The sequence below is a fragment of the Serratia sp. CY31944 genome (genome assembly GCF_052169175.1).
In the GTDB taxonomy this organism is placed as follows: domain Bacteria; phylum Pseudomonadota; class Gammaproteobacteria; order Enterobacterales; family Enterobacteriaceae; genus Serratia; species Serratia sarumanii.
On record NZ_JBJNLG010000005.1, the window covers coordinates 274,034 to 297,749 of the forward strand.

The following is a 23,716-nucleotide window of genomic DNA, read 5'->3' on the forward strand; positions in this document are numbered from 1 at the left end:
AGCGGAAGACAGCGATAAAAAATGAACAGTCATCCTCTGCCGCGCATCGCCACGCTGGACTGCGTGCGCGGCATCGCCATCCTCGGCATTTTATTGCTGAACATCAGCGCCTTCGGCTTGCCGAAGGCCGCCTACCTCAACCCGGCCTATTTGGGCATGCCGTCGTCGCGCGACGCCTGGACCTGGGCGCTGCTCGATCTGTTCGCCCAGGCCAAGTTCCTGGCGATGTTCGCGCTGCTGTTCGGCGCCGGGCTGCAAATGCTGCTGCGGCGCGGCAAAAGCTGGATCCGCGTGCGGCTGTCGTGGCTGCTGCTGTTCGGTCTTGCGCACGCCATCTTCCTGTGGGACGGCGACATTCTGCTGGCCTACGGGCTGATCGGCCTGGTGTGCTGGCGCATGATCCGCGAAGCCAAAGAAACCTTCCAACTGCTGAAAACCGGCGTGGTGCTGTATTTGATCGGCGTGGCGGTGCTGCTTTTGCTCGGCTTCGTCTCGCACGGTGAGCCGGGCAGCTTCTGGCAGCCGGGCGCGGCGGAGCTGCAGTACGAGAAGTTCTGGAAGCTGCAGGGCGGTTTCGAAGCCTGGCGCAGCCGTGTCGATCTGCTCTCGTCCAGCCTGCTGGCCATCGGCGCGCAGTATGGCTGGGAGCTAGCGGGGCTGATGCTGTTCGGCGCCGGGCTGATGCGCAGCGGCTGGCTGCGCGGCAGTTATTCCTCCGGCTATTACCTGCGGCAGGCGGCGTGGCTGCTGCCGCTTTCGGTGCTGATCCAGCTGCCGGCGGTGGCGCTGCAATGGCAGGTGCATTGGGACTATCGCTGGAGCGGTTTCCTGCTGCAGGTGCCGCGCGAGCTGGGCGCCCCGCTGCAGGCGATGGGCTATCTGGCGCTGTGTTACGGTTTCTGGCCCGCGCTGTCGCGCATGCGCATCGCCCACTGGCTGACCCTGGTGGGGCGCATGGCGTTGAGCAACTACCTGCTGCAAACGCTGATCTGCACCACGCTGTTTTATCGCTTTGGCCTCTATGAGCAGTTCGACCGGCTGCAGCTGTTGGCGTTCGTGCCGCTGGTCTGGCTGGCCAACCTGGCGTTTTCCGCACTGTGGCTGCGTTACTTCGAACAGGGGCCGATGGAGTGGCTGTGGCGCAAGCTGACGCAGCTGGCCGCCGGCGAAGCGGAACCCAAAACGCTGAAGTGAGCGCCCGTCGGCAGGTTAAAAAAATGTATGTAAACGTTTTCTTTCCTGTGACGTAATTCACGCAGAGCAGCGGGCCAATCGGGGTAGGATAGCGCCACCGGCCACTACCCCGATTTCAGGATCCCGCATGCCTCCAGTTCATCCGATCACCATCCGCGACGTGGCGAAACGCGCCGGGGTCTCCGTGGCGACCGTCTCCCGCGTGCTGAACCACAGCGCGCTGACCAGCAAGGAGACGCGCGAGCAGGTGCTGCAGGCGGTGGCGGAGCTGGGCTATCGCCCCAACGCCAACGCGCAGGCGCTGGCGACCCAAAGCAGCGATACCCTGGGCGTGGTGGTGATGGACGTCTCCGATCCGTTCTTCGGCGCGCTGGTGAAAGCGGTAGACACGGTGGCGCAGAAACACCACAAATACCTGCTGATCGGCAACAGCTATCATCAGGCGGACAAAGAGCGACACGCGATCGAAGTGCTGATTCGCCAGCGCTGTAACGCCCTGATTGTTCACGCCAAAGCCCTGAGCGACGCCGAGCTGATCGGCTTTCTGGAGCAGGTGCCGGGCATGGTGCTGATCAACCGGATTATTCCCGGCTATGAGCCGCGCTGCGTCGGGCTGGATAACGTCTGCGGCGCGGAAATGGCGATGCGTCTTTTGCTGTCGCAAGGCCATCGGCGCATCGGCTATCTGGGCTCCAATCACCCGATCGAAGACGGGCCGCTGCGCCAGCAGGGCTATGCGCAGGCGATGGCCGCCGCCGGGCTGGCCACGCCCGACAACTGGCGCGCCTACGGTTCGCCGGATCTGCAGGGCGGCGAGGCGGCGATGGTGGAGCTGCTGGGGCGCAACTTACAGCTGAGCGCGGTGTTCGCCTACAACGATGCCATGGCCGCCGGCGCCATGGCGGTGCTGAAAGAAAACGGTATCACGGTGCCGCAGCATTTCTCGCTGATCGGCTTCGACGACATCCCCATCGCGCGTTACACCAGCCCCAAGCTCACCACGGTGCGCTACCCGATCGTCTCGATGGCCACGCTGGCCACCGAGCTGGCGTTGCAGGGCGCGGCAGGCCTGACGGAGCCGCAGGCCGCTCATCTGTTCATGCCGACGCTGGTGCGGCGCCATTCTGTCGCCCCCTGGCAAAGTGAGGCGACGGTCACTCTCTGACGATTTAATCTTGTGTAACCGTTTTCAATCTGTGAGAAAATTCACAGAATATTAACATCACGCCGTCTATGCTCTAGGCGTTTTCCGGCGCAAAGGCCCTTGCCGCTGCAACCTTTATCTCGCGCTGACACAGCATTTCTCGGAAATAACAAAATCCACGGACGGCAGGTGTTGAGTGGAAATCGCCTGGCCTGGGGTGTGCGCACTGCCGGTGACCATTGGCTCAAAGACGAGTAATACCCTACACAGAACCGGAGACTGACAATGAATAAGAAGGTTTTCACCCTGGCCGCCATGGCCGCAGCCATGATGTTTGGCGCCGCAGCCCATGCTGACACCCGTATTGGCGTCACGATTTACAAATACGACGACAACTTCATGTCGGTGGTGCGCAAGGCGATCGAGAAAGACGCCAAAGCTTCACCGGACGTCACCCTGCTGATGAATGACTCGCAGAACGACCAGTCCAAGCAGAACGATCAGATCGACGTGCTGCTGGCCAAGGGCGTGAAAGCGCTGGCGATCAACCTGGTCGACCCGGCCGCGGCGCCGGTGGTTATCGATAAGGCGCGCGCAAACGATATCCCGGTGGTGTTCTACAACAAAGAGCCTTCCCGCAAGGCGTTGGACAGCTATGACAAGGCGTATTACGTCGGCACCGACTCCAAAGAATCCGGCGTGATCCAGGGCGAGCTGATCGCCAAACACTGGCAAGCCAACCCGGCCTGGGATCTGAACAAAGACGGCCAGATCCAGTTCGTGCTGCTGAAAGGCGAGCCGGGCCACCCGGATGCCGAAGCGCGCACCACCTACGTGGTGAAAACGCTGAACGAGAAAGGCATCAAGACCCAGCAGCTACAGATGGATACCGCGATGTGGGATACCGCGCAGGCGAAAGACAAGATGGACGCCTGGCTCTCCGGCCCGAACGCCAACAAGATTGAAGTGGTGATCGCCAACAACGACGCCATGGCGATGGGCGCGGTGGAAGCGCTGAAGGCGCATAACAAGACCACTATCCCGGTGTTTGGCGTCGATGCGTTGCCTGAGGCGCTGGCGCTGGTGAAATCCGGCGCGATGGCGGGCACGGTGCTGAACGACGCCGACAACCAGGCGAAAGCCACCTTCGAGCTGGCGAAGAACCTGGCGGCGGGCAAACCGGCCACCGAAGGCACCCAATATAAAATCGAAAATAAAGTCGTGCGTATTCCTTACGTCGGCGTAGATAAAGACAACCTGTCTCAGTTTGTTAAATAAGAATTGAGATCCCGCTAAGACCCCGCCTGCGGCGCCAACACCAGGAATACCGCCGGCGGGGATGTTTACGACTGCAAGACAGTTAAGCCAGGTGTATTTATGGCCGATAGCTCACGCGAATTTCTGCTGGAAATGACGGATATCTGTAAGTCATTTCCCGGCGTCAAAGCCTTGGACAATGTCAATTTACGCGTCCGCCCGCACTCGATTCACGCCCTGATGGGGGAGAACGGCGCGGGTAAATCGACGTTGCTGAAATGCCTGTTCGGCATTTACAAAAAAGACAGCGGCAGCATTGTGTTTCAGGGCCGGGAGATCGATTTCAAGAGTTCGAAAGAAGCGCTGGAGCACGGCGTTTCCATGGTGCACCAGGAGCTGAACCTGGTGCTGCAGCGCACCGTGATGGACAACATGTGGCTGGGGCGCTATCCGACCAAAGGCCTGTTCGTCGATCAGGAAAAAATGCTCAAAGACACCCAGGCGATCTTCGACGAGCTGGATATCGACATCAACCCGCGCGAAAAGGTGGGCAACCTGTCGGTGTCGCAGATGCAGATGATCGAGATCGCCAAGGCGTTTTCCTACGACGCCAAAATCGTCATCATGGATGAACCGACTTCTTCGCTGACGGAAAAAGAGGTCAATCACCTGTTCACCATCATCCGCAAGCTGAAAGAGCGCGGCTGCGGCATCGTCTATATCTCGCACAAGATGGAAGAGATCTTTCAGCTTTGCGATGAGATAACGGTGCTGCGCGACGGCCAGTGGATCGCTACCCAGCCGCTGGAAGGGCTGGATATGGACAAGATCATCGCTATGATGGTCGGCCGTTCGCTCAGCCAGCGCTTCCCCGACAGGCAGAACACGCCGGGTGAGGTGATCCTCGAGGTGAAAAACCTGACGTCGCTGCGCCAGCCCTCGATCCGCGATGTGTCCTTCGATCTGCATCAAGGCGAGATCCTCGGCATCGCCGGGCTGGTGGGCGCCAAACGCACCGATATCGTCGAGACGCTGTTCGGCATTCGCGAAAAGGTGGCGGGCACCATCAAGCTGCACGGCAAAGCGATCGATAACCACAGCGCCAACGAAGCGATCAACCACGGTTTTGCGCTGGTGACCGAAGAGCGCCGATCCACCGGGATTTACGCCTACCTCGACGTGGGCTTCAACTCGCTGATCTCCAATATCCGCAATTATAAAAACAAGCTCGGCCTGCTGGATAACGCGCGGATGAAGAGCGACACCCAGTGGGTGATCGACGCCATGCGGGTGAAAACGCCGGGGCATCACACCCATATCGGCTCGCTGTCCGGCGGCAATCAGCAGAAGGTGATCATCGGCCGCTGGCTGCTGACGCAGCCGGAGATCCTGATGCTGGATGAACCGACGCGCGGCATCGACGTGGGCGCCAAGTTCGAGATTTATCAGCTGATGACCGAACTGGCGAAGAAGGGCAAGGGGATCATTATCGTCTCGTCCGAAATGCCGGAGCTTTTGGGGATCACCGACCGTATTTTGGTGATGAGCAATGGTCAGGTTGCGGGCATCGTTAACACCAAACAGACCTCGCAAAATGAAATCTTACGTCTCGCCTCCCTGCACCTTTAAGGATCGGAATTATGAACGCGCTAAATAAAAAAACCTTATTTACCTATTTCAAGGAAGGCGGCATTTACGTGGTGTTGCTGGTGCTGTTGGCCATCATCATCATTCAGGATCCTACCTTCCTCAGCCTGATGAACCTGAGCAACATCCTGACGCAGTCTTCGGTGCGCATCATCATCGCGCTGGGCGTGGCGGGGCTGATCGTGACCCAGGGCACCGACCTGTCCGCCGGGCGGCAGGTGGGGCTAGCGGCGGTGGTGGCGGCCACGCTGCTGCAGTCGATGGATAACGTCAACAAGGTGTTCCCGCACATGGAAACCTGGTCGATTCCCCTGGTTATCCTGCTGGTGTGTGCGGTCGGAGCGGTGATCGGCCTGGTTAACGGCCTGATTATCGCCTATCTCAACGTGACGCCGTTCATCACCACCCTGGGCACCATGATCATCGTCTACGGCATCAACTCGCTGTATTACGACTCGGTCGGCGCTTCGCCGGTCGCGGGCTTCGATCCGAAGTTCTCCACCTTTGCCCAGGGCTTCTTGCGCTTCGGCGACTTTAAGCTGTCGTACATTACCTTCTATGCGCTGATCGCCATCATATTCGTCTGGATCCTGTGGACCAAGACCCGCTTCGGCAAGAACATCTTCGCCATCGGCGGCAACCCGGAAGCGGCCAAGGTGTCCGGGGTCAACGTGCCGCTGAACCTGATCATGATCTATGCGCTGTCCGGCGTGTTCTACGCCTTCGGCGGCCTGCTGGAAGCGGGGCGCATCGGCAGCGCCACCAATAACCTCGGCTTTATGTACGAGCTGGACGCCATCGCCGCCTGCGTGGTGGGGGGCGTCTCCTTCGCCGGCGGGGTGGGTACGGTGTGGGGCGTGGTGACCGGGGTGATCATCTTCACCGTCATCAACTACGGCCTGACCTATATCGGCATCAACCCGTACTGGCAGTACATCATCAAGGGCAGCATCATCATCTTCGCCGTGGCGCTGGACTCGTTGAAATACGCCAAGAAGAAGTAGATTTACCACTTCGCAGACGACAAAGGCCGGCCTATTGCCGGCCTTGTTACGTTGGGCGGTGTACGGGGCTAGGCAAAATAATAAGGTATTATTTGGCAATGGCTGGCTGGGTGGTTTCGGGTAAGGGATATTGCCCGATCTTGAGGTTGGGTTGGTTACAGCGTGACACAGTTTTCGGGCTACCAACATGACATGAAGTCAGTAAACTGGTTTTATCTACCGTTCTCAGGGAGCAAACTATGCCTGTATTTACCATTACGCTGAAAAGACGTAATACGCTTGATAAGAAAAGAATTTCATCAGCTATTCACGCGGCGGTAGTAAAAACCGGCTATCCTGCGAACGATCAATTCCAGCGCTTTATCAGTCTTGAGGAAGACGATTTATATGTGGATCCCACTTATCCCGATCTGGAATCCCCCCGCAGCGCTAACTTCGTGTTGATTGAAGCTATGCTTTCCTCTGGCTCCCCCGATGCCCGCAAACAATTACTCTTACAGTCACTGGTACAGGAACTCGCCCTGATTGGACTGGACAGCAATGACCTGATGGTCCTCTTCATTGAATTGGACCGTTTGAATAGTTCATTCGGCGGTGGCAGAAGGGCATCCCCACTTTCAATGTCGCAATAAGCTGTCAGCGTACGTAGAGGGGCTTTACGCAAATCATCCGGTATTCGTTAACACGGCGTTTTCTCGCATAATACGCCCTTTTAGCGTATTGCTGGGGGCGCGTGTAAAACCCTCTGCCGGATGATTAAGGCTGTTTGGCTTTCTGCTTCTCTTCTTTCAGCTTGTGCTCCAGCTCCACCAGCTGTTCCGGCGAAACGGCGGGATAGCCCTGGGCGTCTTCCGGCACGGTGTGCATGGCGGAGATCGGGATCAGCGGGCCGAGGAAGCGCGGTTCGCGCTTGAGGATATAGAGATCGGTCAGTGCGCCCAGGCGGGCGAAGATCTCGCGGGCGCGCACCGTCATCATGTCTTTCGGCGACGGCACCGCGTAGCACTGCGCCTGAATGCCCATGTGCAGGGCGATGAACAGCGCGCGCTCGCAGTGGAAACGCTGGGTGATGATGATGAAATCGTTGGTGTCGAACACCTTGCGGGTGCGCACGATGGAGTCCAGGGTGCGGAAGCCGGCGTAGTCCAGCACGATATCGCTCGGCGCCACGCCGGCGGCGATCAGATCGCGGCGCATGGTCATCGGCTCATTATAGCTTTGCTGGGCGTTGTCGCCGCTCAGCAGCAGGTATTTCACCTTGCCGCTGTTATAGGCGTTGATCGCCCCCTGAATGCGGTAACGGTAGTACTGGTTGATCACCCCGGTGCGGTAATACTTGGCGGTGCCGAGCACCACGCCGACCTGGCGGTGCGGCAATGCCTGCAGTTCGTCGTAGACGTAAGGCGCGGTTTTCCAGCTGATCCAGCGATCGAGCGCAATAGCCGAACCCATCAACACCGCAATGAAGATGAACAGGCTGATGATCAGGCGTTTCCACATGTTGTTGCCTTACGCGCGCCGGGCTGAAAAAGATGGATCAAGGCTACTTTACCTGACCGACCTACGCAAGACGCGAACCGCCTGAAGCACGCGCGCCGCCGCATTTTTCGGCGTTTTTGCCGCACAAAAAAGCCCGGCGGAGCCGGGCTGGGTCATTTCAGCGCGCCATTCAGAACGAGGTGCGCTTGTAGCTGCGGTATTGCGGCCGCCAGAAGTTGTGTTCGATGGCTTTCGACAGCGCGTCTTCGGAGGTGACGATCGCCACGCCCTGCAGCTGCGCGGCTTTACCCACTTCCATGGCGATGCACTTCGACACGCCCTGAATATCGTCGATATTCGGCAGCAGCGCGCCGTGGCCGTCGGTGGCCAGCGGCGAGCAGTCCGCCAGCGCGCGGCTGGCGGCCATCAGCATGGCGTCGGTGACGCGGGTGGCGCCGGAGGCCAGCACGCCGAGGCCGATCCCGGGGAAGATATAGGAGTTGTTGCACTGGGCGATCGGATACAGCTGGTCTTTATAGCTCACCGGCGCGAACGGGCTGCCGGTCGCCACCAGGGCGGCGCCGTCGGTCCAGTTGATGATGTCTTCCGGACGGGCTTCCACGCGCGAGGTCGGGTTGGACAGCGGCATCACGATAGGGCGTTCACAGTGCTTGTGCATCTCGCGGATCAGCTCTTCGGTAAACAGCCCCGGCTGGCCGGACACGCCGATCAGAATGGTCGGCTTGGCGTTGCGCACCACGTCCAGCAGCGAGATGGCGTCGCTGGCGGTTTCCCAGCCGGCCAGGTTGTCGCTCTTCTGCACCAGCTTGCTCTGGAAGTCGAGCAGGTTCGGCAGTTTGTCGGTCAGCAGGCCGAAGCGGTCGACCATAAACACGCGGGCGCGCGCTTCGTCTTCGCTCAACCCTTCGGACTTCATCTGCGCGATGATCTGCTCGGCGATGCCGCAGCCGGCGGAACCGGCGCCGAGGAAGGTGACGGTCTGATCGCGCAGCTGGCTGCCGGCGGCGCGGCTGGCGGCGATCAGGCTGCCGAGGGTCACCGCGGCGGTGCCCTGGATGTCATCGTTGAAGCAGCAGATCTCATCGCGGTAGCGATTCAACAGCGGGGTGGCGTTGTTCTGCGCGAAGTCTTCGAACTGCAGCAGCACGTTCGGCCAGCGGCGTTTGACCGCCTGAATAAACTCTTCGACGAAGGCGTGGTACTCCTCGCCGGAGATGCGCGGATGGCGCCAGCCCATGTACAGCGGATCGTTGAGGCGCTGCGGGTTGTTGGTGCCGACGTCCAGCACCACCGGCAGGGTATAGGCCGGGCTGATGCCGCCACAGGCGGTGTACAGCGACAGCTTGCCGATCGGGATACCCATGCCGCCGATGCCCTGATCGCCCAGGCCGAGAATGCGCTCGCCGTCGGTGACCACGATCACCTTGACGTTCTGCTTGGTGGCGTTTTGCAGCATGTCATCGATGCGATCGCGGTTCGGGTAGGAGATGAACAGCCCGCGCGCGCGGCGATAGATATCGGAGAAGTGCTCGCAGGCCTCGCCGACGGTCGGGGTGTAGATGATCGGCATCATCTCGCTCAGGTGCGAGTCCAGCAGGCGGTAGAACAGGGTTTCGTTGGTGTCCTGGATGTTGCGCAGGTAGATGTGCTTGTCGTTATCGTTCTTGAAATCCTGATACTGACGGTAGGCGCGTTCCACCTGTTCTTCGATGGTTTCCACCGCTTCCGGCAGCAGGCCGTGCAGGTTGAAGTGGCTACGTTCTTCCTCGGTGAAAGCGCTGCCTTTGTTCAGCAGCGGAAATTCCAGCAGAATCGGGCCGGCGTAAGGGATGTAGAGCGGGCGTTTGCTTTCGTATTCTAGTTCCATCAGTTTTACTCTTCACGTATCAGATAACTTTATTGCCGACGATCCTAAGAGATAAAGAGCAGATGTACAGCATTTGTTGCCAGATGATGAACCAGGTTGGCGTAATTATCGACAATCAAATGATTTTTTAACTAAAGAAAGTGTCTCTGGCGGCGTCGGGGCATTGTATTTGGCGGGCGGGGCTGTTAGCGGCGGAACCGGATGGCTCCGCCGTTGAGCGCTTAGAACGCGGCGCGGCTGACGTTTTGGCAGCCCAGCGCCGCCAGGGTGACGCGGGTGGCGTCCCATTGGCTGATGATCGCCTCCTGCGGTTCGGCCAGCACGGCGCGGCGGATGTTCAGGCAGTCGCCGCCGGAGAGGTTCAGCAGGATCAGCGCGGCCTGCAGCGGCGGCAGGCTCGGGTTGAAGGCGGCGTTTTCCGCATAGCGGCCGGCGTAGATGGTGCCGTCCGCCGTTTCCAGCGCCACGCCGCTGTGGGCGTTGCTGTACGGCGCGTGGCTTCGGTTGGCTGCCGCCAGCGCCGCCTGTGCCAGCGCATCGTTCAGCGCCAGCTGATGGCCATGATCGACCTCGTCCATCAGCAGCGAGGCGACATCCAGATCTTTCGGGCCGAAGGCGTCCGGCAGATAGTCCGCCAGCGTGGCCGGCGCGCGGCCCGGCAGACGGATCTGCAGCTCGCCGCCGCTGTTCAGTTCATTCATAAACTGGCGGCAATGGCCGCACGGCGTGTAGTTGACGGTGACCGAGGCCAGCGCTTTTTCGCCGCGCAGCCAGGCGTGCGTCACCGCACTCTGTTCCGCATGCACGGATTGCTGCAGCGGCGCGCCGCTGAATTCCATATTGGCGCCGAAATAGAGGTTGCCGCTTTGCCCGCGCGCGATGGCGCCGACGTGGAAGTGCGATATCGGGGTTAACGAGCAGGCCGCCGCCAGCGGCAGCAGCGCGAATGCCAGCGCATCATCGTCCAGCCCGCAGCCTGTGCGGATCGCCGCCGCTTGCTCGGCCGTGAACATCGCCGGAAAGTCAGGCGCGTCCAGATAGGGCTGCAGGGCGGATTGCAGTGTCGCGGGCAGTGCGCTGAACGCGGTGTGAAAACGCGGGTGCATAGAAAGTCTCTCTACAGGTTAACGGGATAACATTCTAGGCAGGCCAGAGACATTAAAGTGTGATTAATGTCTCTTAATTGATGAAATTAGTGCAATGAGATACATAAATGCGAGATGTATCGCAAGTTTTACCCTGTTCAACTGAACAGGTGCAGCAGCACCGGGAACAGGAACGGTGCCAGCAGCGAGGTGATGATGCCGCAGATCACCAGCGCCAGCGAGCCGAAAGCGCCTTCCTGGTAGTCCATCTCCGCGCAGCGTGCGGTGCCCAGCGCGTGGGACGCGGTGCCCATCGCCAGGCCGCGCGCCGAGTGGGTGGTGATTTTCAACAGGTTGAACAGCGTATGGCCGAACACGGCGCCGAGGATACCGACGAAAATGACGCAGACCGCGCTGATCGCCGGAATGCCGCCGAGTGAGTCCGCGACGGCCATGGCGATCGGCGTAGTGACCGATTTCGGCAGGATAGAGGCGGCGATTTCCGGCGTGGCGCCCAGCCACAGGGCGATGGCGCCGCCGCTGATCATGGCGGTCAGGCTGCCGATGAAGCACACCGCGATAATCGATTTCCAGCGCGCGCGGATCTGGTGCAACTGCTCATACAGCGGGAAGGCCAGCGCGACGACCGCCGGCTGCAGCAGATCGTTGAGGATTTTGCTGCCCAGGAAGTAACGCTCATAGGGGATGCCGGTGAGCAGCAGCAGCGGGATGATCACCGCCATGGAAACCAGCAGCGGGTTGAGCAGCGGCATATTCAGCTTGCGCGCCAGCCAGCGCGCGGCGAAATAGACCGCCAGCGTCAGCGGCAGCGACCACCAGATTTCATGGATCATGAGTTACCCTCCGTGTCGTCGGGTTTGCCGGCGATGCGGCGCTCGCGATGAAAATAATGTGAGGTATAGCCGACCACCACCAGCACCATCAGCGTACTGATCAGGCAAGAGATAACCAGCGGGCCCAGATGCGCGACGATCTGGTCGTAGTATTTCATCACCCCGACGCCGATCGGCACGAACAGCAGCACCATGTAGCGGATCAGCAGATGGCAGCCGGGTTTAACCCATTTGGCCGGCATAATCTGGGTAGAGAGCAGGGCGAACAGCAGCAGCATGCCGAGAATGCTGCCGGGAATGGCGAACGGCAGCAGCGCCGCCAGCGCGTTGCCGACGAACAGACAAAGGTAGATGAGGAGCAGAGCCCTCAGGTATTTCCAGCATAGTGTGAGCACGTTGGCCATTGTCTTTTCCCGTTTAACCGATGCATTCATCATACAATTGAACTGTGAGCCATGCCACAGATCGCGCCATGAATTCTCGCTATGGGCGCCATGCCCGATCGGCGGGTTGACAGCCCGGAATGGCCGCTACGCGCGGATTCAGCGCGCGTCTTCGGCGGTTGCCGCAGCCTGTTCTGCCAGCCGATGGCCAAGGAAGAAAAACAGCAGGCTAAGCAGCGCGCAAACGATCAACATCACGAACATCAACGGCGGCGCGGCATAGCTGAGCAGCATACCGCTCAGAACCGGGTTGATGGCGCCGCCCAGCGCGCTGAGGTTCTGTACCCCATAGTAGCTGCCTTTCAGATGCGGCGGCGCGATAAAGTCGATGAACATGTATTCCACCGGAATGACGATGATTTCGCCGAGGGTAAACACCGCCATCGCCACCATCCACAGCCAGACCGCCTGGCCGGCCATCATGAAACCGAGCAGCCCGACGATGAAAAACAGCGTGCCCAGCACCAGCCAGCGCAGCATGTTTTCCTGGCGCATGCCGCGGCTGAGCAAGTATTGCAGGGCGATAACGATGCCGGCGTTGACGATCATTACCAGCCCGATGATCTTGTAGGCGAACTCGGCGCTGGAGACGGTGATCAGGTACTGCGACAGATAGCCGGTGAACTGACCGAACACCACGGCGCCCAGGGTGCTGCCGAGAGTGAAGTAGATAAGCCGCCGATCGCTGCGCAGGATAGTCACCGTCTGGCGGAAGTTGGGGAGCCCCGCAGTTGCGGCGGCGGTTGGCGCCGGGCGCTGTTCCCGGCCGCGCAAGCGCAGGCTCAGCGCAGCCACCGTCGCCAGCGCCAACCCGCCCGACAGATAAAACGGCAGCAGCGGGCTAAGCCCGGCCACCAGCACGCCGAGCGCAGAGCCGATCGCCCAGCCGACGTTGACCAACGTATAGTTGATAGAGAAAGCCTTGATGCGCTGCTCGACCGGCAGCCAGTCGGCGAAGCAGGCCTTGATGGTGATACTCAGCACCGAATAGCAGGTATGCAGGATCGCCAGCACCACGATGACGCCGCCGGGGCGCGGGATCCAGGGAATGGCGAAGAAGCTCAGCGCAAACAAGACAATCGACAGCAGGATCAGGCGGTTTTTGCTGAATTTGTCCACCAGATAGCCGCCGTACAGGCTGGCAAGGATGCCGAGGGTCAGGCTGACGCCCAGGATCACGCCCACGCTCTTCGGCAGCAGATGGAAATGCTCGGTGAGGTAGATGGTGATGAACGGCAGCGTCACGCCGCGGCCGATGGTCAACACCAGTGAACTGGCCAGCAGTACGTTGATCAGCGAGGGGAATCCCTTCATTCGAAGCCTGTTTATGCATACAGTTATGGGCGATGCAGATAACATAGCGTATTTTGGCGAGGACGGAAGGGGAAAGCCGATAATTAGGTTAAAAACAGAGGCTGCGTCGCCAGCCTCGTCAAAAACAGCACTATTTACCGTGTTCGGCCTGCAGCGTGGCGAACCACGGCTGGACGAAATCGCTGCTGCTGCCCCAGCCGGGGATGATCTTCGCCAGCCCGGCGACGTTGACCGGCCCCGGCTGCGCCAGCAGCAGCGCTTGCGGAATGACCGTCGCTTTGAACTGATAGCTGTCCGGCGTGCTTTCCCCGGCGATCTTGTTGGCCACCAGGCGCAGGTTGACTGCGCCGATAAGCTTCGGATCCACCGCCACGCTGACCTGCCACGGGCTGCCGGCTTCGCGCATCAGCTGCAAGTCCTGGTTGGAGATATCGATGCTGTACAGCTTGATTTCGGTGCGGCCGTTCTCTTTCAGCGCCTTGTAAGCGCCCTGGGTGAAGGCATCCCAGGTGCCCCAGATGGCGTCAATCTTGCCTTTCGGGTATTTCGCCAGCACCGCGCCTACCTTGTTGGCGGTATCGCCCTGCACGTCGGAGGAGACCGCGCCGATCGATTCCAGCTCGTGAATGCCCGGATGCTGTTTCAGCAGCTGCTGATAGGCGGCCTGGCGGCGTTCCATCGGCGGGAAGCCGGCCACCCAGAGTTTGATGATGTTGGCCTGGCCGTTGAAATCCTTCACCAGCTGGCCGAAGGAGGCGTTGGCTAGCGAAGCGTCGTCCTGCTGCGAGACGGTGACGCCGGGAACGCTGCCGCTGACGTCGGTATCGAAAGCCGCGACGGCGATGCCGGCCGCCGCGATGCGTTTGACCAGCTCGGTGGAATAGGGGGCTCGCCCCTGCGAGAGAATGATGCCGTCATATTTCTGGCTGATAGCCTGGTTGACGAAGTCCTGGAAGCGCGCGTCGTCGCCGTTGCTGAGGAAGGTGTCCACTTTGAAGCCCAGCTTGCGCCCTTCCTGAATGGCACCCGCCAAAAATTGCGTGGTGTTGTCGTCGGAGCCGAGATTGCGGATCACCGCGATGCGCACCGGCCCCTGATGCTGAGCGATGGCGGCCGGCACGGCGGCGGTTTCCGCCGCCTGCAGCGGCAGGGCGGCCAGCAGGCAGAGGGCGAGCAGCGAAGTCTTGAGGTTTTTCATTATTATAGGCTCCAAAAAAGCAGGTTAACGATCCCGGTGAAGGTCTGTTATAGCAGTCTTTCTATCTGGACGTCTATTTGTTGTTGCTGAGCATCATAGCGGGATGCGGCGGGCGAGGGAATCAGAGCGGTTATGACTTTTTCTTACTACTTATAACGTCGGGTTTGAGGCATTAAAAAAGGGCCGAGCAAGCTCGACCCTTGATGTAACGCGCCGGCGCGGTTACTTGACCTGCATGCCTGGCTGCGCGCCGCTGTCCGGGCTCAGCAGGAAGATCTCTTTCCCGCCGGGGCCTGCCGCCATCACCATGCCTTCCGAAACGCCGAAGCGCATTTTGCGCGGCGCCAGGTTGGCGACCATGATGGTCAGGCGGCCTTCCAGCGCTTTCGGATCCGGGTAGGCGGAGCGAATGCCGGAGAAGATCTGGCGCGATTCGCCGCCCAGATCCAGCTGCAGTTTCAGCAGTTTGTCGGAGCCTTCGACAAAGTCGGCGCTCTTGATCAGGGCGATGCGCATGTCCACCTTGGCGAAGTCGTCAAAGGTGATGGTTTCCTGAATAGGATCATCGGCCAATGGACCGGTCACCGGCTTGGCTGCGGCCATGTCTTCTTTCGAGGCGTTGACCATCTCGCTGACCTTGTCCAGATCGATGCGGTTGAACAGCGCTTTGAATGCGTTCACCTGGTGGCCCAGCAGCGGCTGCGGGATTGCGTCCCAGCTCAGCTCGGCGTTGAGGAACGCTTCGGCGCGTTCGGTCAGCGAAGGCAGCACCGGCTTCAGGTAAGTCATCAGCACGCGGAACAGGTTGATGCCCATCGAGCAGATGGCCTGCAGATCGGCGTCGCGGCCTTCTTCCTTCGCCACCACCCAAGGTGCCTGCTCATCCACGTAGCGGTTGGCCAGATCGGCCAGCGCCATGATTTCACGGATCGCGCGGCTGAACTCACGGCCGGCGTAAGCTTCGGCGATGCTCTGCGCCGCGTCAACGAAGGTCTGGTACAGCGCCGGATCGGCCAGGCTGTCGGCCAGCTTGCCGCCGAAGCGCTTGTTGATAAAGCCGGCGTTGCGCGACGCCAGGTTCACCACCTTGTTGACGATATCGGCGTTTACGCGCTGCACGAAGTCTTCCAGATTGAGATCGATGTCATCAATGCGTGAAGAGAGCTTGGCGGCGTAGTAATAGCGCAGGCAGTCGGCGTCCAGATGCTGCAGGTAGGTGCCGGCCTTGATGAAGGTGCCGCGCGACTTGGACATTTTGGCGCCGTTCACCGTCACGTAGCCGTGCACGAACAGGTTGGTCGGTTTGCGGAAGTTGCTGCCTTCCAGCATCGCCGGCCAGAACAGGCTGTGGAAGTAGACGATGTCCTTGCCGATAAAGTGATACAGCTCGGTGGTGGAGTCTTTGCGCCAGAACTCGTCGAAGTCCAGATCGCCGCGCTTGTCGCACAGGTTCTTGAAGGAGCCCATGTAGCCGATCGGCGCGTCCAGCCAGACGTAGAAGTATTTGCCCGGCGCATCCGGGATCTCGAAGCCGAAGTAAGGCGCATCGCGGGAGATGTCCCACTGCTGCAGGCCGGATTCGAACCACTCCTGCATTTTGTTCGCCACCTGCTCTTGCAGCGCGCCGGAGCGCGTCCACGCCTGCAGCATTTCGCTGAAGGCCGGCAGGTCGAAGAAGAAGTGCTCGGAGTCGCGCATCACCGGCGTCGCGCCGGAAACCACGGACTTCGGATCGATCAGCTCCGTCGGGCTGTAGGTGGCGCCGCACACTTCACAGTTGTCGCCGTACTGATCCGGCGATTTGCATTTCGGGCAGGTGCCTTTCACGAAACGGTCCGGCAGGAACATGCCTTTCTCCGGATCGTACAGCTGAGAAATGGTGCGGTTCTTGATAAAACCGTTTTCTTTCAGGCGGCTGTAAATCAGGGTGGACAGCTCGCGGTTTTCATCGCTATGGGTCGAATGGTAGTTGTCATAGCTGATGCCAAAGCCGGCGAAATCCTGTTGGTGCTCCTGGCTCATCTCCGCGATCATTTCTTCCGGTTTCACGCCCAGCTGCTGCGCTTTCAGCATGATCGGCGTGCCGTGCGCGTCGTCCGCGCAGATGAAATGCACTTCGTGGCCGCGCATTCGTTGGTAACGCACCCAGATATCCGCCTGGATGTGCTCGAGCATGTGGCCGAGATGGATGGAACCATTTGCGTACGGTAGCGCGCACGTCACCAATAATTTTTTCGCGACTTGAGCCATAGTGAGAACTTGCTTTCTGTAATGAATAAAAGGGCCTTCGATGTTAACCGATCGCGCCCTTCGCTGCTAGGGCGGTTTCTTGCAGGTTATATGCGTCAGCGGCAGCGCAGTTCTGATATGCTTAGCCGGAAGCTACCCATTCAAAATCAAGGAGCCGGGATGAACGCAAAATCCCCTGAGCAGACCAACCCCGAAGTTCTGCGCGCCCTGGTGACCGGTGTACTGGCCGCCTTTGAACACCCGACGTTGAAAAACAACCTGACCGCATTGAAGGCCATTCATCACTGCGCGTTGCTGGACGATGTGCTGCATATCGAACTGACGATGCCGTTTGCCTGGCAGAGCGGTTTTGAGGCGCTGCAGGCGAGCGTCGGCCCCGAATTGCTGCGCGTGACCGGCGCTTCCGCCATCGACTGGAAGCTGAAACACGACATCACGACGCTGAAACGCGCCAACGGCCAGGCCGGCATCAAAGGCGTGCGCAACATCGTCGCCGTCAGCTCCGGCAAAGGCGGGGTGGGCAAATCCAGCACCGCCGTCAACCTGGCGCTGGCGCTGGCCGCCGAGGGTGCCAAGGTCGGCATTCTGGACGCCGACATTTACGGCCCGTCGATCCCCAACATGCTGGGCACCGAACATGAGCGGCCGACTTCGCCGGACGGTCAGCACATGGCGCCAATCATGGCGCACGGCCTGGCGACCAACTCCATCGGCTATCTGGTGACCGACGACAACGCCATGGTGTGGCGCGGCCCGATGGCCAGCAAGGCGCTGATGCAGCTGCTGCAGGATACGCTGTGGCCGGATCTGGATTATCTGGTGCTGGATATGCCGCCGGGCACCGGCGACATCCAGCTGACGCTGTCGCAGAATATTCCGGTAACCGGCGCGCTGGTGGTCACCACGCCGCAGGATATCGCCTTGCTGGATGCCGCCAAGGGCATCGTGATGTTCGAGAAAGTGCATGTGCCGGTGCTGGGCATCGTGGAGAACATGAGCGTGCATATCTGCAGCAACTGCGGCCACCATGAGCCGATCTTCGGCACCGGCGGCGCCGAGAAGCTGGTGCAGAAATACCACAGCCGCCTGCTGGGGCAGATGCCGCTCCATATCTCGCTGCGCCAAGACCTGGATCGCGGTACGCCGACGGTGATCAGCCGCCCGGACAGCGAATTCGCCGAGATGTATCGTCAACTGGCCGGCCGCGTGGCCGCGCAGATGTATTGGCAGGGCGAGGCGATCCCGACGGAGATCGCGTTCCGCGCGCTGTAATCTGCCTATCGCACTGCAAGAACCCGGCTCAAGCGCCGGGTTTTTTTATGGGATGCGGGTGGGGTTGTGCAAATCTGCCCGGGTATAAGGGCGTTCGATCTGCGCCAGCGTTTTGGCGATATGCTCCAGCAATCCCTGGGTGGGGGCCGGCTGCCGCTGCCCCATCAGCGCCAAGGGCAAGGCCAGCGCGATGGCGAAGTGCGGCCAGGAGAGATGCGGGCGCGCTTTGTTCCGTTGCAACCGCAGGAACAGTGCGCTGGCCAGGTAGCCTAAAATCAGCCCGCTGATCACCTCTGATACCGAATGCACGCGAATTTCCAGCCGCGACACGCCGATGGCGAAAGGCAATATCCATCCGGTCAGCAAAGCGATGCTGCGTATCGGGTGGGAAAATCGGCCGGTCAACGTCCAGAGCAGTGGCGGCCAGATGCTGGCCGCGAGAGCTGAATGGCCGCTGAATCCGGTGAAATCATAACGCTCGCTGCCGATGCCCCAGCCCATAAAGGCCAGTTTGGACAGGCAGACCACCCCGCCGGTGAATCCGAAGATCAGCGCCCACTGCCAACCCGCCGCGCGGGTGGCGGGAGATATGAGCAGCAATAAAAACAGAATCAGCGCGCAAGGCAGCAACAACATGCTGTCGCCGAAAAAAGTCAGAAAATACCAATCCAGCACATCAATCTCCGATGAAAGGGGGCGGGGAGCAAAAGTCAGCGCCGGGGAGTGTAACCCGTTACGGCGCGTTGCCCTAGCCGCGAGATTCTTAAAATGCCGCGTGCCCGTGGCGTGGCAGCCCGAATTCGCCCGCCGCCGCGCAATATACAGTGGCGCAATCCCCGGCGACTCCCTATAATTGTCGCGTTTTAGTTCCCCCCCCTTCACAACACGAAATCAGGTCTTTAATTTTATGACTGACAATCCGCATCAGTGCGTCATTATTGGTATAGCTGGCGCATCTGCCTCCGGAAAAAGCCTTATCGCCAGCACGTTGTACCGCGAACTCCGCGAGCAGGTCGGCGATGAGCACATCGGCGTTATTCCAGAAGACAGTTACTATAAAGACCAGACTCACCTGACCATGGAAGAACGGGTCAAAACCAACTATGACCACCCGAGCGCCATGGATCACAACCTGCTGTTCCAGCATCTGCAGATGCTGAAGGCCGGCAAGGCGATTGAACTGCCGCTGTACAGCTACACCGAACACACGCGCAAGAAAGAAACCGTCCATCTCGAACCTAAAAAAGTGATCATTCTGGAAGGCATCTTGCTGCTGACGGATATCCGCCTGCGCCAGGAGATGAACTTCTCGATCTTTGTCGACACGCCGCTCGATATCTGCCTGATGCGCCGCATGAAGCGCGACGTCAATGAGCGCGGCCGCTCGATGGATTCGGTGATGGCGCAATACCAGAAAACCGTGCGCCCGATGTTCCTGCAGTTTATCGAACCTTCCAAACAATACGCCGATATCATCGTCCCGCGCGGCGGCAAAAACCGCATCGCGATCGATATTCTGAAAGCCAAAATCAGCCAATTCTTTGAATAATGCCGCTTACATGGCCGGAAATGCGCATTTCCGGCCGGCGGCCAACTATTTGCACCCCGGCGTAGACCTTTCGCCCGTTGTGTGGCAATTTTTGTTTAGTTACGCGTTTTGATGGAGAAGAAAGACATGAGACTGTGCGACCGCGATATAGAAGCCTGGCTGGATAGCGAGAAACTGGTGATTTCCCCGCGCCCGCCGCTCGAACGCATCAACGGGGCCACAGTAGATGTCCGTTTGGGCAATCAGTTCCGCGTGTTCCGCGGTCATACCGCGCCTTTTATCGATCTTAGCGGGCCGAAAGATGAAGTCAGCGCTGCGCTGGATCGCGTGATGAGCGACGAGATTGTCCTGCCGGAAGGCGAGGCGTTCTTCCTTCATCCCGGTGAACTGGCCCTGGCGGTGACGTTCGAATCCGTGACGCTGCCGAACGATCTCGTGGGCTGGCTCGACGGCCGTTCTTCTCTGGCGCGTCTGGGGCTGATGGTGCACGTGACCGCGCACCGTATCGATCCGGGCTGGCACGGGCGCATCGTGCTGGAGTTTTACAACTCCGGCAAGCTGCCGCTGGCGCTGCGGCCGGGGATGCTGATTGGTGCCTTGAGCTTTGAGCCGTTGTCCGGCCCGGCGGCCCGGCCATACAACAGCCGGCAGGACGCAAAATATCGCGATCAGCAGGGCGCAGTAGCCAGTCGAATCGACAAGGACTAACGGCGCGGGATGCACCGTCGGTGTGGCGCTGACAAGAGGGTGGCATGAGAAGATTACTGACGACATTGGCGATTTTACTGGTGGTCGTGGTGGCGGGGATGTCCGCGCTGGTACTGCTGGTCAATCCGAATGATTTTCGCGGTTACATGGTCAAAAAGGTCGAGCAGAAGAGCGGCTACCAGCTGACGCTCGAAGGCGACCTGCGTTGGCATATCTGGCCGCAGCTCAGCATTTTGGCCGGGCGCATGACGCTGACCGCGCCGGGCGCCAAGGCGCCGGTGGTGAGCGCGGAAAACATGCGCCTTGACGTCAAACTGTTGCCGCTGCTGTCGCATCAGCTGTTTGTGAAACAGGTGATGTTGAAAAACGCCGTCATTCGCCTCACCCCCGACAGTGAAGAGCACTCGCAAGTGGACGCCCCGATTGCGCCGGCCGGCAGCGGCGCTGATGCGGCAGACGCGGCCTGGAAATTCGATATCGATAACCTGCGCGTCGTGGACAGCCTGTTGATTTGGCAGCGCGCCGACAACGAGCAAATCAATGTCCGGGACATCAATCTTACCCTGCAGCAAACGGAGAAACGGCAGGCGCGGCTGGACATCTCCAGCCGGGTCAACCGCGATCAGCGCGACCTGGCCTTCAGCATGGCGGCCGATATCGATCTGCAGCAGTTCCCGCACCAGATCGGTGCCAAGGTGACCCAGTTCAATTACCAATTGGCGGGGGCAGATATTCCGAACGGCGGTATTCAAGGCGAGGGCAATGCTCAGGTGGTCTATCAGCAGACGCCGGCGCAAATTGCCGTCAGCCAGCTGAACGTCAGTGCCAATAACAGCCAGTTGACCGGCGATATCAGCGCCAGCCTGGGGGCGGTGCCCGGCTATGTGGTGAACCTGAATTCGGCTAATCTCGATCTCGACGCGCTTTCCGGTTGGCAATCCAGCACGAATACCGCCGAGCAGCCCGCCGTGACCGCCGCGCCGGTGATCGCCAGCCAGGTTGACGATCGGCAGCAGAACCTGGAAGCGCTGCGCGATTTCAATGCACAGCTGAATCTGCAGGCGGCGCAGTTGACCTACCGCGGTATGAACGTTACCCAGTTAGCCGTCGCGGCGGATAATCAACGCGGCCTGCTGACGCTGCATAAACTTGCCGGGCAATTGGCCGGCGGCGATTTCTCCTTGCCGGGATCGCTCGATGCTCGCGGCAATAAACCGGTGATAAACGTGCAGCCGACCCTGAACCAGGTTGAGCTCGGCACGGTGCTCAAAGCCTTCGACATGCCGCAGATACTGACCGGCAAATTCAGCATGAAAGGAGATTTGACCGGCGATCGCCTTTCCTCACAGTCATTTGAGCACCGTTGGCGCGGTACGGCGCAGTTGGCAATGCAGGATGCGCAGTTGCACGGCCTGAACATTCAGCAATTGATCCAACAGGCGGTGGCGCGCAATGATAACAGCGTGCGCGGGCAAGACAGCTATCAGCGCTATACCGAAGTCAAAAGCGTCTCGGCGCGGGCCAGCCTGAGCCAGGGCACTGTCAAGCTCAGCAGCCTGACGGCGGATTCGCCTTTGCTGGCGCTGACCGGCGCCGGCAGTATCGATATGCCGGGAAAACAGTGCGATATGGCGCTTAACGTGCGCGTTACAGGCGGCTGGCAAGGGCGCGGCGAACTGATCGAGCAACTGCAAAAAACGCCGATCCCGCTGCGGGTTTACGGGCCGTGGCAACGGCTGAATTACCAACTGCAGGTCGATCAGGTGCTGCGCAAAACGCTGCAGGATCGGGCTAAAGATGCGCTGAACAAATGGGCTGAAAAGAACAAGGATTCGCGCGAAGGCCAGGATCTGAAGAAGCTGCTCGACAAGCTGTAATCCCTCCTGACGCGGGCCGTTTTACGGCTCGCGTCAATATCGGCGTTTCCCGCGATAATTTCCCTCCGTTACCTTGATGAAGGTCATGAAGACTCACGCTCGATTTGTGCAGAGTAAGAGCATATTTTGCTATGACTATGCGCCTGAGCGCGAAAACATAACGAGTTGAGGAAACATGATAGAGCTTCTTATTGGCGCGGCGGTGGCGGTGGGCGTGGGCCGTTACATCATCAAAGGATATTCCGCCACCGGTGTCTTGATGGTGGGCGGGTTACTGCTGCTTGGCATCAGCGCCCTGATGGGGAAAACGCTGTTGCCGTCCGGCGCCGCGTCTACCGGCTGGCGCGCGACCGATATTATCGAATACGTCAAGATCTTGCTGATGAGCCGCGGCGGCGATCTGGGCATGATGATCATGATGCTGTGCGGTTTCGCCGCCTACATGACGCATATCGGCGCCAACGACGTGGTCGTCAAGCTGGCCTCGCGCCCGTTGCAGATGATCAACTCGCCTTATCTGCTGATGGTGGCGGCCTATTTTGTCGCTTGCCTGATGTCATTGGCGGTCTCTTCCGCCACTGGTCTCGGCGTATTGCTGATGGCGACGCTGTTCCCATTGATGGTGAACGTTGGCATCAGCCGCGGGGCGGCGGCGGCCATTTGCGCTTCGCCGGCGGCGATTATCCTGGCGCCGACCTCCGGCGACGTGGTGCTGGCGGCCAAGGCGGCGGAGATGCCGCTGGTGGACTTCGCGTTCAAAACCACGCTGCCTATCTCGATTGCCGCCATCGTCTGCATGGCCGTGGCGCACTTTTTCTGGCAGCGTTATCTCGACAGGAAGAGTGATGAACAGCATCACATCGTGGACGTCAGTGAAATCAAAACGCATGCGCCGGGGTTCTACGCGATACTGCCGTTTACGCCGATCCTCGGCGTGCTGATCTTCGACGGCAAATGGGGGCCGGAGCTGCACATCATTACCGTGCTGGTAGGGTGCATACTGTTGGCGGCCGCGATCGAGTTCGTGCGCAGCTTCAGCGCCAAACAGGTATTCAGCGGCCTGGAAGTGGCGTATCGCGGCATGGCGGACGCATTCGCCAGCGTGGTGATGCTGTTGGTGGCCGCGGGCGTCTTCGCGCAGGGGTTGAGCACCGTCGGTTTTATCAGCGGATTGATCGGGTTGGCGCAGTCGTTCGGCACCGGCGGTTTGATCATGATGCTGGTGTTGGTGGTGATCACCATGCTGGCGGCCATGACCACCGGCTCCGGCAATGCGCCGTTCTATGCGTTTGTCGAACTGATCCCGAAACTGGCGGCGCAGATGGGCGTGAATCCGGCCTACCTGGTGATCCCGATGCTGCAGGCGTCTAATCTCGGCCGTACGCTGTCGCCGGTCTCCGGTGTGGTGGTGGCGGTCTCCGGCATGGCGAAAATCTCGCCGTTCGACGTGGTGAAGCGCACTTCGGTGCCGGTGATTGTCGGGCTGGTGGTGGTGATCGTGGCGACGGAGCTGCTGGTTCCCCAGTAACACAAAGGCCGGGCAATGCCCGGCC

At 59.9% G+C, this 23,716-nt stretch carries 20 protein-coding genes; 11 read left to right on the forward strand and 9 right to left on the reverse strand.

Annotation, left to right across the window (positions count from 1 at the left end):
- Positions 1-21 precede the first annotated feature (21 nt).
- The 6 genes from yeiB to ACJ8IN_RS08485 all read left to right on the forward strand — a co-directional run bounded on the left by yeiB (position 22) and on the right by ACJ8IN_RS08485 (position 6,878).
- Positions 22-1,194 carry a DUF418 domain-containing protein YeiB gene (gene yeiB / locus ACJ8IN_RS08460; protein ID WP_103772489.1) on the forward strand — a complete coding sequence of 391 codons (1,173 nt, stop codon included), beginning with the start codon at positions 22-24 and terminating at the stop codon, positions 1,192-1,194.
- 127 nt (positions 1,195-1,321) lie between these two features.
- The gene (gene galS, locus ACJ8IN_RS08465) at positions 1,322-2,359 is read left to right on the forward strand and encodes an HTH-type transcriptional regulator GalS (RefSeq protein WP_033646782.1); all 1,038 of its coding nucleotides are present in this window, start codon (positions 1,322-1,324) and stop codon (positions 2,357-2,359) included.
- 264 nt (positions 2,360-2,623) lie between these two features.
- Positions 2,624-3,616, forward strand: coding sequence for a galactose/glucose ABC transporter substrate-binding protein MglB (gene mglB, locus ACJ8IN_RS08470; protein WP_039566832.1), 993 nt, complete (start codon positions 2,624-2,626; stop codon positions 3,614-3,616).
- Positions 3,617-3,715: 99 nt separating this feature from the next.
- The gene (mglA, locus tag ACJ8IN_RS08475; RefSeq protein ID WP_033637724.1) at positions 3,716-5,224 is read left to right on the forward strand and encodes a galactose/methyl galactoside ABC transporter ATP-binding protein MglA; all 1,509 of its coding nucleotides are present in this window, start codon (positions 3,716-3,718) and stop codon (positions 5,222-5,224) included.
- 11 nt (positions 5,225-5,235) lie between these two features.
- Positions 5,236-6,246, forward strand: coding sequence for a galactose/methyl galactoside ABC transporter permease MglC (gene mglC, locus ACJ8IN_RS08480; RefSeq protein ID WP_004938953.1), 1,011 nt, complete (start codon positions 5,236-5,238; stop codon positions 6,244-6,246).
- Positions 6,247-6,485: 239 nt separating this feature from the next.
- A complete protein-coding gene (locus ACJ8IN_RS08485) occupies positions 6,486-6,878 on the forward strand; it encodes a tautomerase family protein (protein ID WP_033654967.1) in 393 nt (130 codons plus the stop codon).
- 124 nt (positions 6,879-7,002) lie between these two features.
- Here the strand turns inward: ACJ8IN_RS08485 and sanA are convergent, their stop codons facing one another.
- From sanA to metG, 8 genes are all read right to left on the reverse strand, one after another.
- Entirely contained in the window at positions 7,003-7,746 is a 744-nt protein-coding gene (gene sanA, locus ACJ8IN_RS08490; protein WP_033637725.1) for an outer membrane permeability protein SanA, read from the reverse strand.
- 169 nt (positions 7,747-7,915) lie between these two features.
- A complete protein-coding gene (locus ACJ8IN_RS08495) occupies positions 7,916-9,613 on the reverse strand; it encodes an NAD-dependent malic enzyme (RefSeq protein ID WP_033637726.1) in 1,698 nt (565 codons plus the stop codon).
- A gap of 221 nt (positions 9,614-9,834) precedes the next feature.
- Positions 9,835-10,719, reverse strand: coding sequence for a cytidine deaminase (cdd, locus tag ACJ8IN_RS08500; protein ID WP_041034193.1), 885 nt, complete (start codon positions 10,717-10,719; stop codon positions 9,835-9,837).
- A gap of 137 nt (positions 10,720-10,856) precedes the next feature.
- Entirely contained in the window at positions 10,857-11,552 is a 696-nt protein-coding gene (locus tag ACJ8IN_RS08505; protein WP_033646779.1) for a CidB/LrgB family autolysis modulator, read from the reverse strand.
- Positions 11,549-11,956 (reverse strand): CidA/LrgA family protein, encoded by a 408-nt coding sequence (locus ACJ8IN_RS08510; protein ID WP_033654965.1) that lies wholly within the window; start codon positions 11,954-11,956, stop codon positions 11,549-11,551. Before ACJ8IN_RS08510 ends, ACJ8IN_RS08505 begins: the two co-directional genes overlap by 4 nt.
- Before the next feature lie 138 nt (positions 11,957-12,094).
- Positions 12,095-13,309: an MFS transporter gene (locus ACJ8IN_RS08515; protein ID WP_101427966.1), complete on the reverse strand. Its 1,215-nt coding sequence runs from the start codon at positions 13,307-13,309 to the stop codon at positions 12,095-12,097.
- Positions 13,310-13,439: 130 nt separating this feature from the next.
- Positions 13,440-14,507 (reverse strand): sugar ABC transporter substrate-binding protein, encoded by a 1,068-nt coding sequence (locus ACJ8IN_RS08520; RefSeq protein WP_219229947.1) that lies wholly within the window; start codon positions 14,505-14,507, stop codon positions 13,440-13,442.
- A gap of 222 nt (positions 14,508-14,729) precedes the next feature.
- On the reverse strand, positions 14,730-16,757 hold the full coding sequence (metG, locus tag ACJ8IN_RS08525; RefSeq protein ID WP_033637732.1) for a methionine--tRNA ligase: 2,028 nt from the start codon (positions 16,755-16,757) through the stop codon (positions 14,730-14,732).
- A gap of 159 nt (positions 16,758-16,916) precedes the next feature.
- Here metG and apbC point away from each other — a divergent pair, with 159 nt between their 5' ends.
- The gene (gene apbC, locus ACJ8IN_RS08530; protein ID WP_060421523.1) at positions 16,917-18,029 is read left to right on the forward strand and encodes an iron-sulfur cluster carrier protein ApbC; all 1,113 of its coding nucleotides are present in this window, start codon (positions 16,917-16,919) and stop codon (positions 18,027-18,029) included.
- Between the two features lie 45 nt (positions 18,030-18,074).
- Here apbC and ACJ8IN_RS08535 read toward each other — a convergent pair whose 3' ends face one another.
- Positions 18,075-18,704 (reverse strand): phosphatase PAP2 family protein, encoded by a 630-nt coding sequence (locus tag ACJ8IN_RS08535; RefSeq protein WP_033637734.1) that lies wholly within the window; start codon positions 18,702-18,704, stop codon positions 18,075-18,077.
- A 232-nt stretch (positions 18,705-18,936) separates the two neighbouring features.
- Between ACJ8IN_RS08535 and udk the strand changes: the two genes are divergently transcribed.
- From udk to dcuC, 4 genes are all read left to right on the forward strand, one after another.
- Positions 18,937-19,578: a uridine kinase gene (gene udk / locus ACJ8IN_RS08540; RefSeq protein ID WP_004938922.1), complete on the forward strand. Its 642-nt coding sequence runs from the start codon at positions 18,937-18,939 to the stop codon at positions 19,576-19,578.
- Between the two features lie 126 nt (positions 19,579-19,704).
- On the forward strand, positions 19,705-20,286 hold the full coding sequence (dcd, locus tag ACJ8IN_RS08545) for a dCTP deaminase (protein ID WP_004938917.1): 582 nt from the start codon (positions 19,705-19,707) through the stop codon (positions 20,284-20,286).
- Between the two features lie 44 nt (positions 20,287-20,330).
- A complete protein-coding gene (asmA, locus tag ACJ8IN_RS08550; RefSeq protein WP_060421527.1) occupies positions 20,331-22,163 on the forward strand; it encodes an outer membrane assembly protein AsmA in 1,833 nt (610 codons plus the stop codon).
- 175 nt (positions 22,164-22,338) lie between these two features.
- Positions 22,339-23,691, forward strand: a complete 1,353-nt coding sequence (gene dcuC, locus ACJ8IN_RS08555) for an anaerobic C4-dicarboxylate transporter DcuC (RefSeq protein ID WP_060421530.1) — start codon at positions 22,339-22,341, stop codon at positions 23,689-23,691.
- Positions 23,692-23,716: the final 25 nt, after the last annotated feature.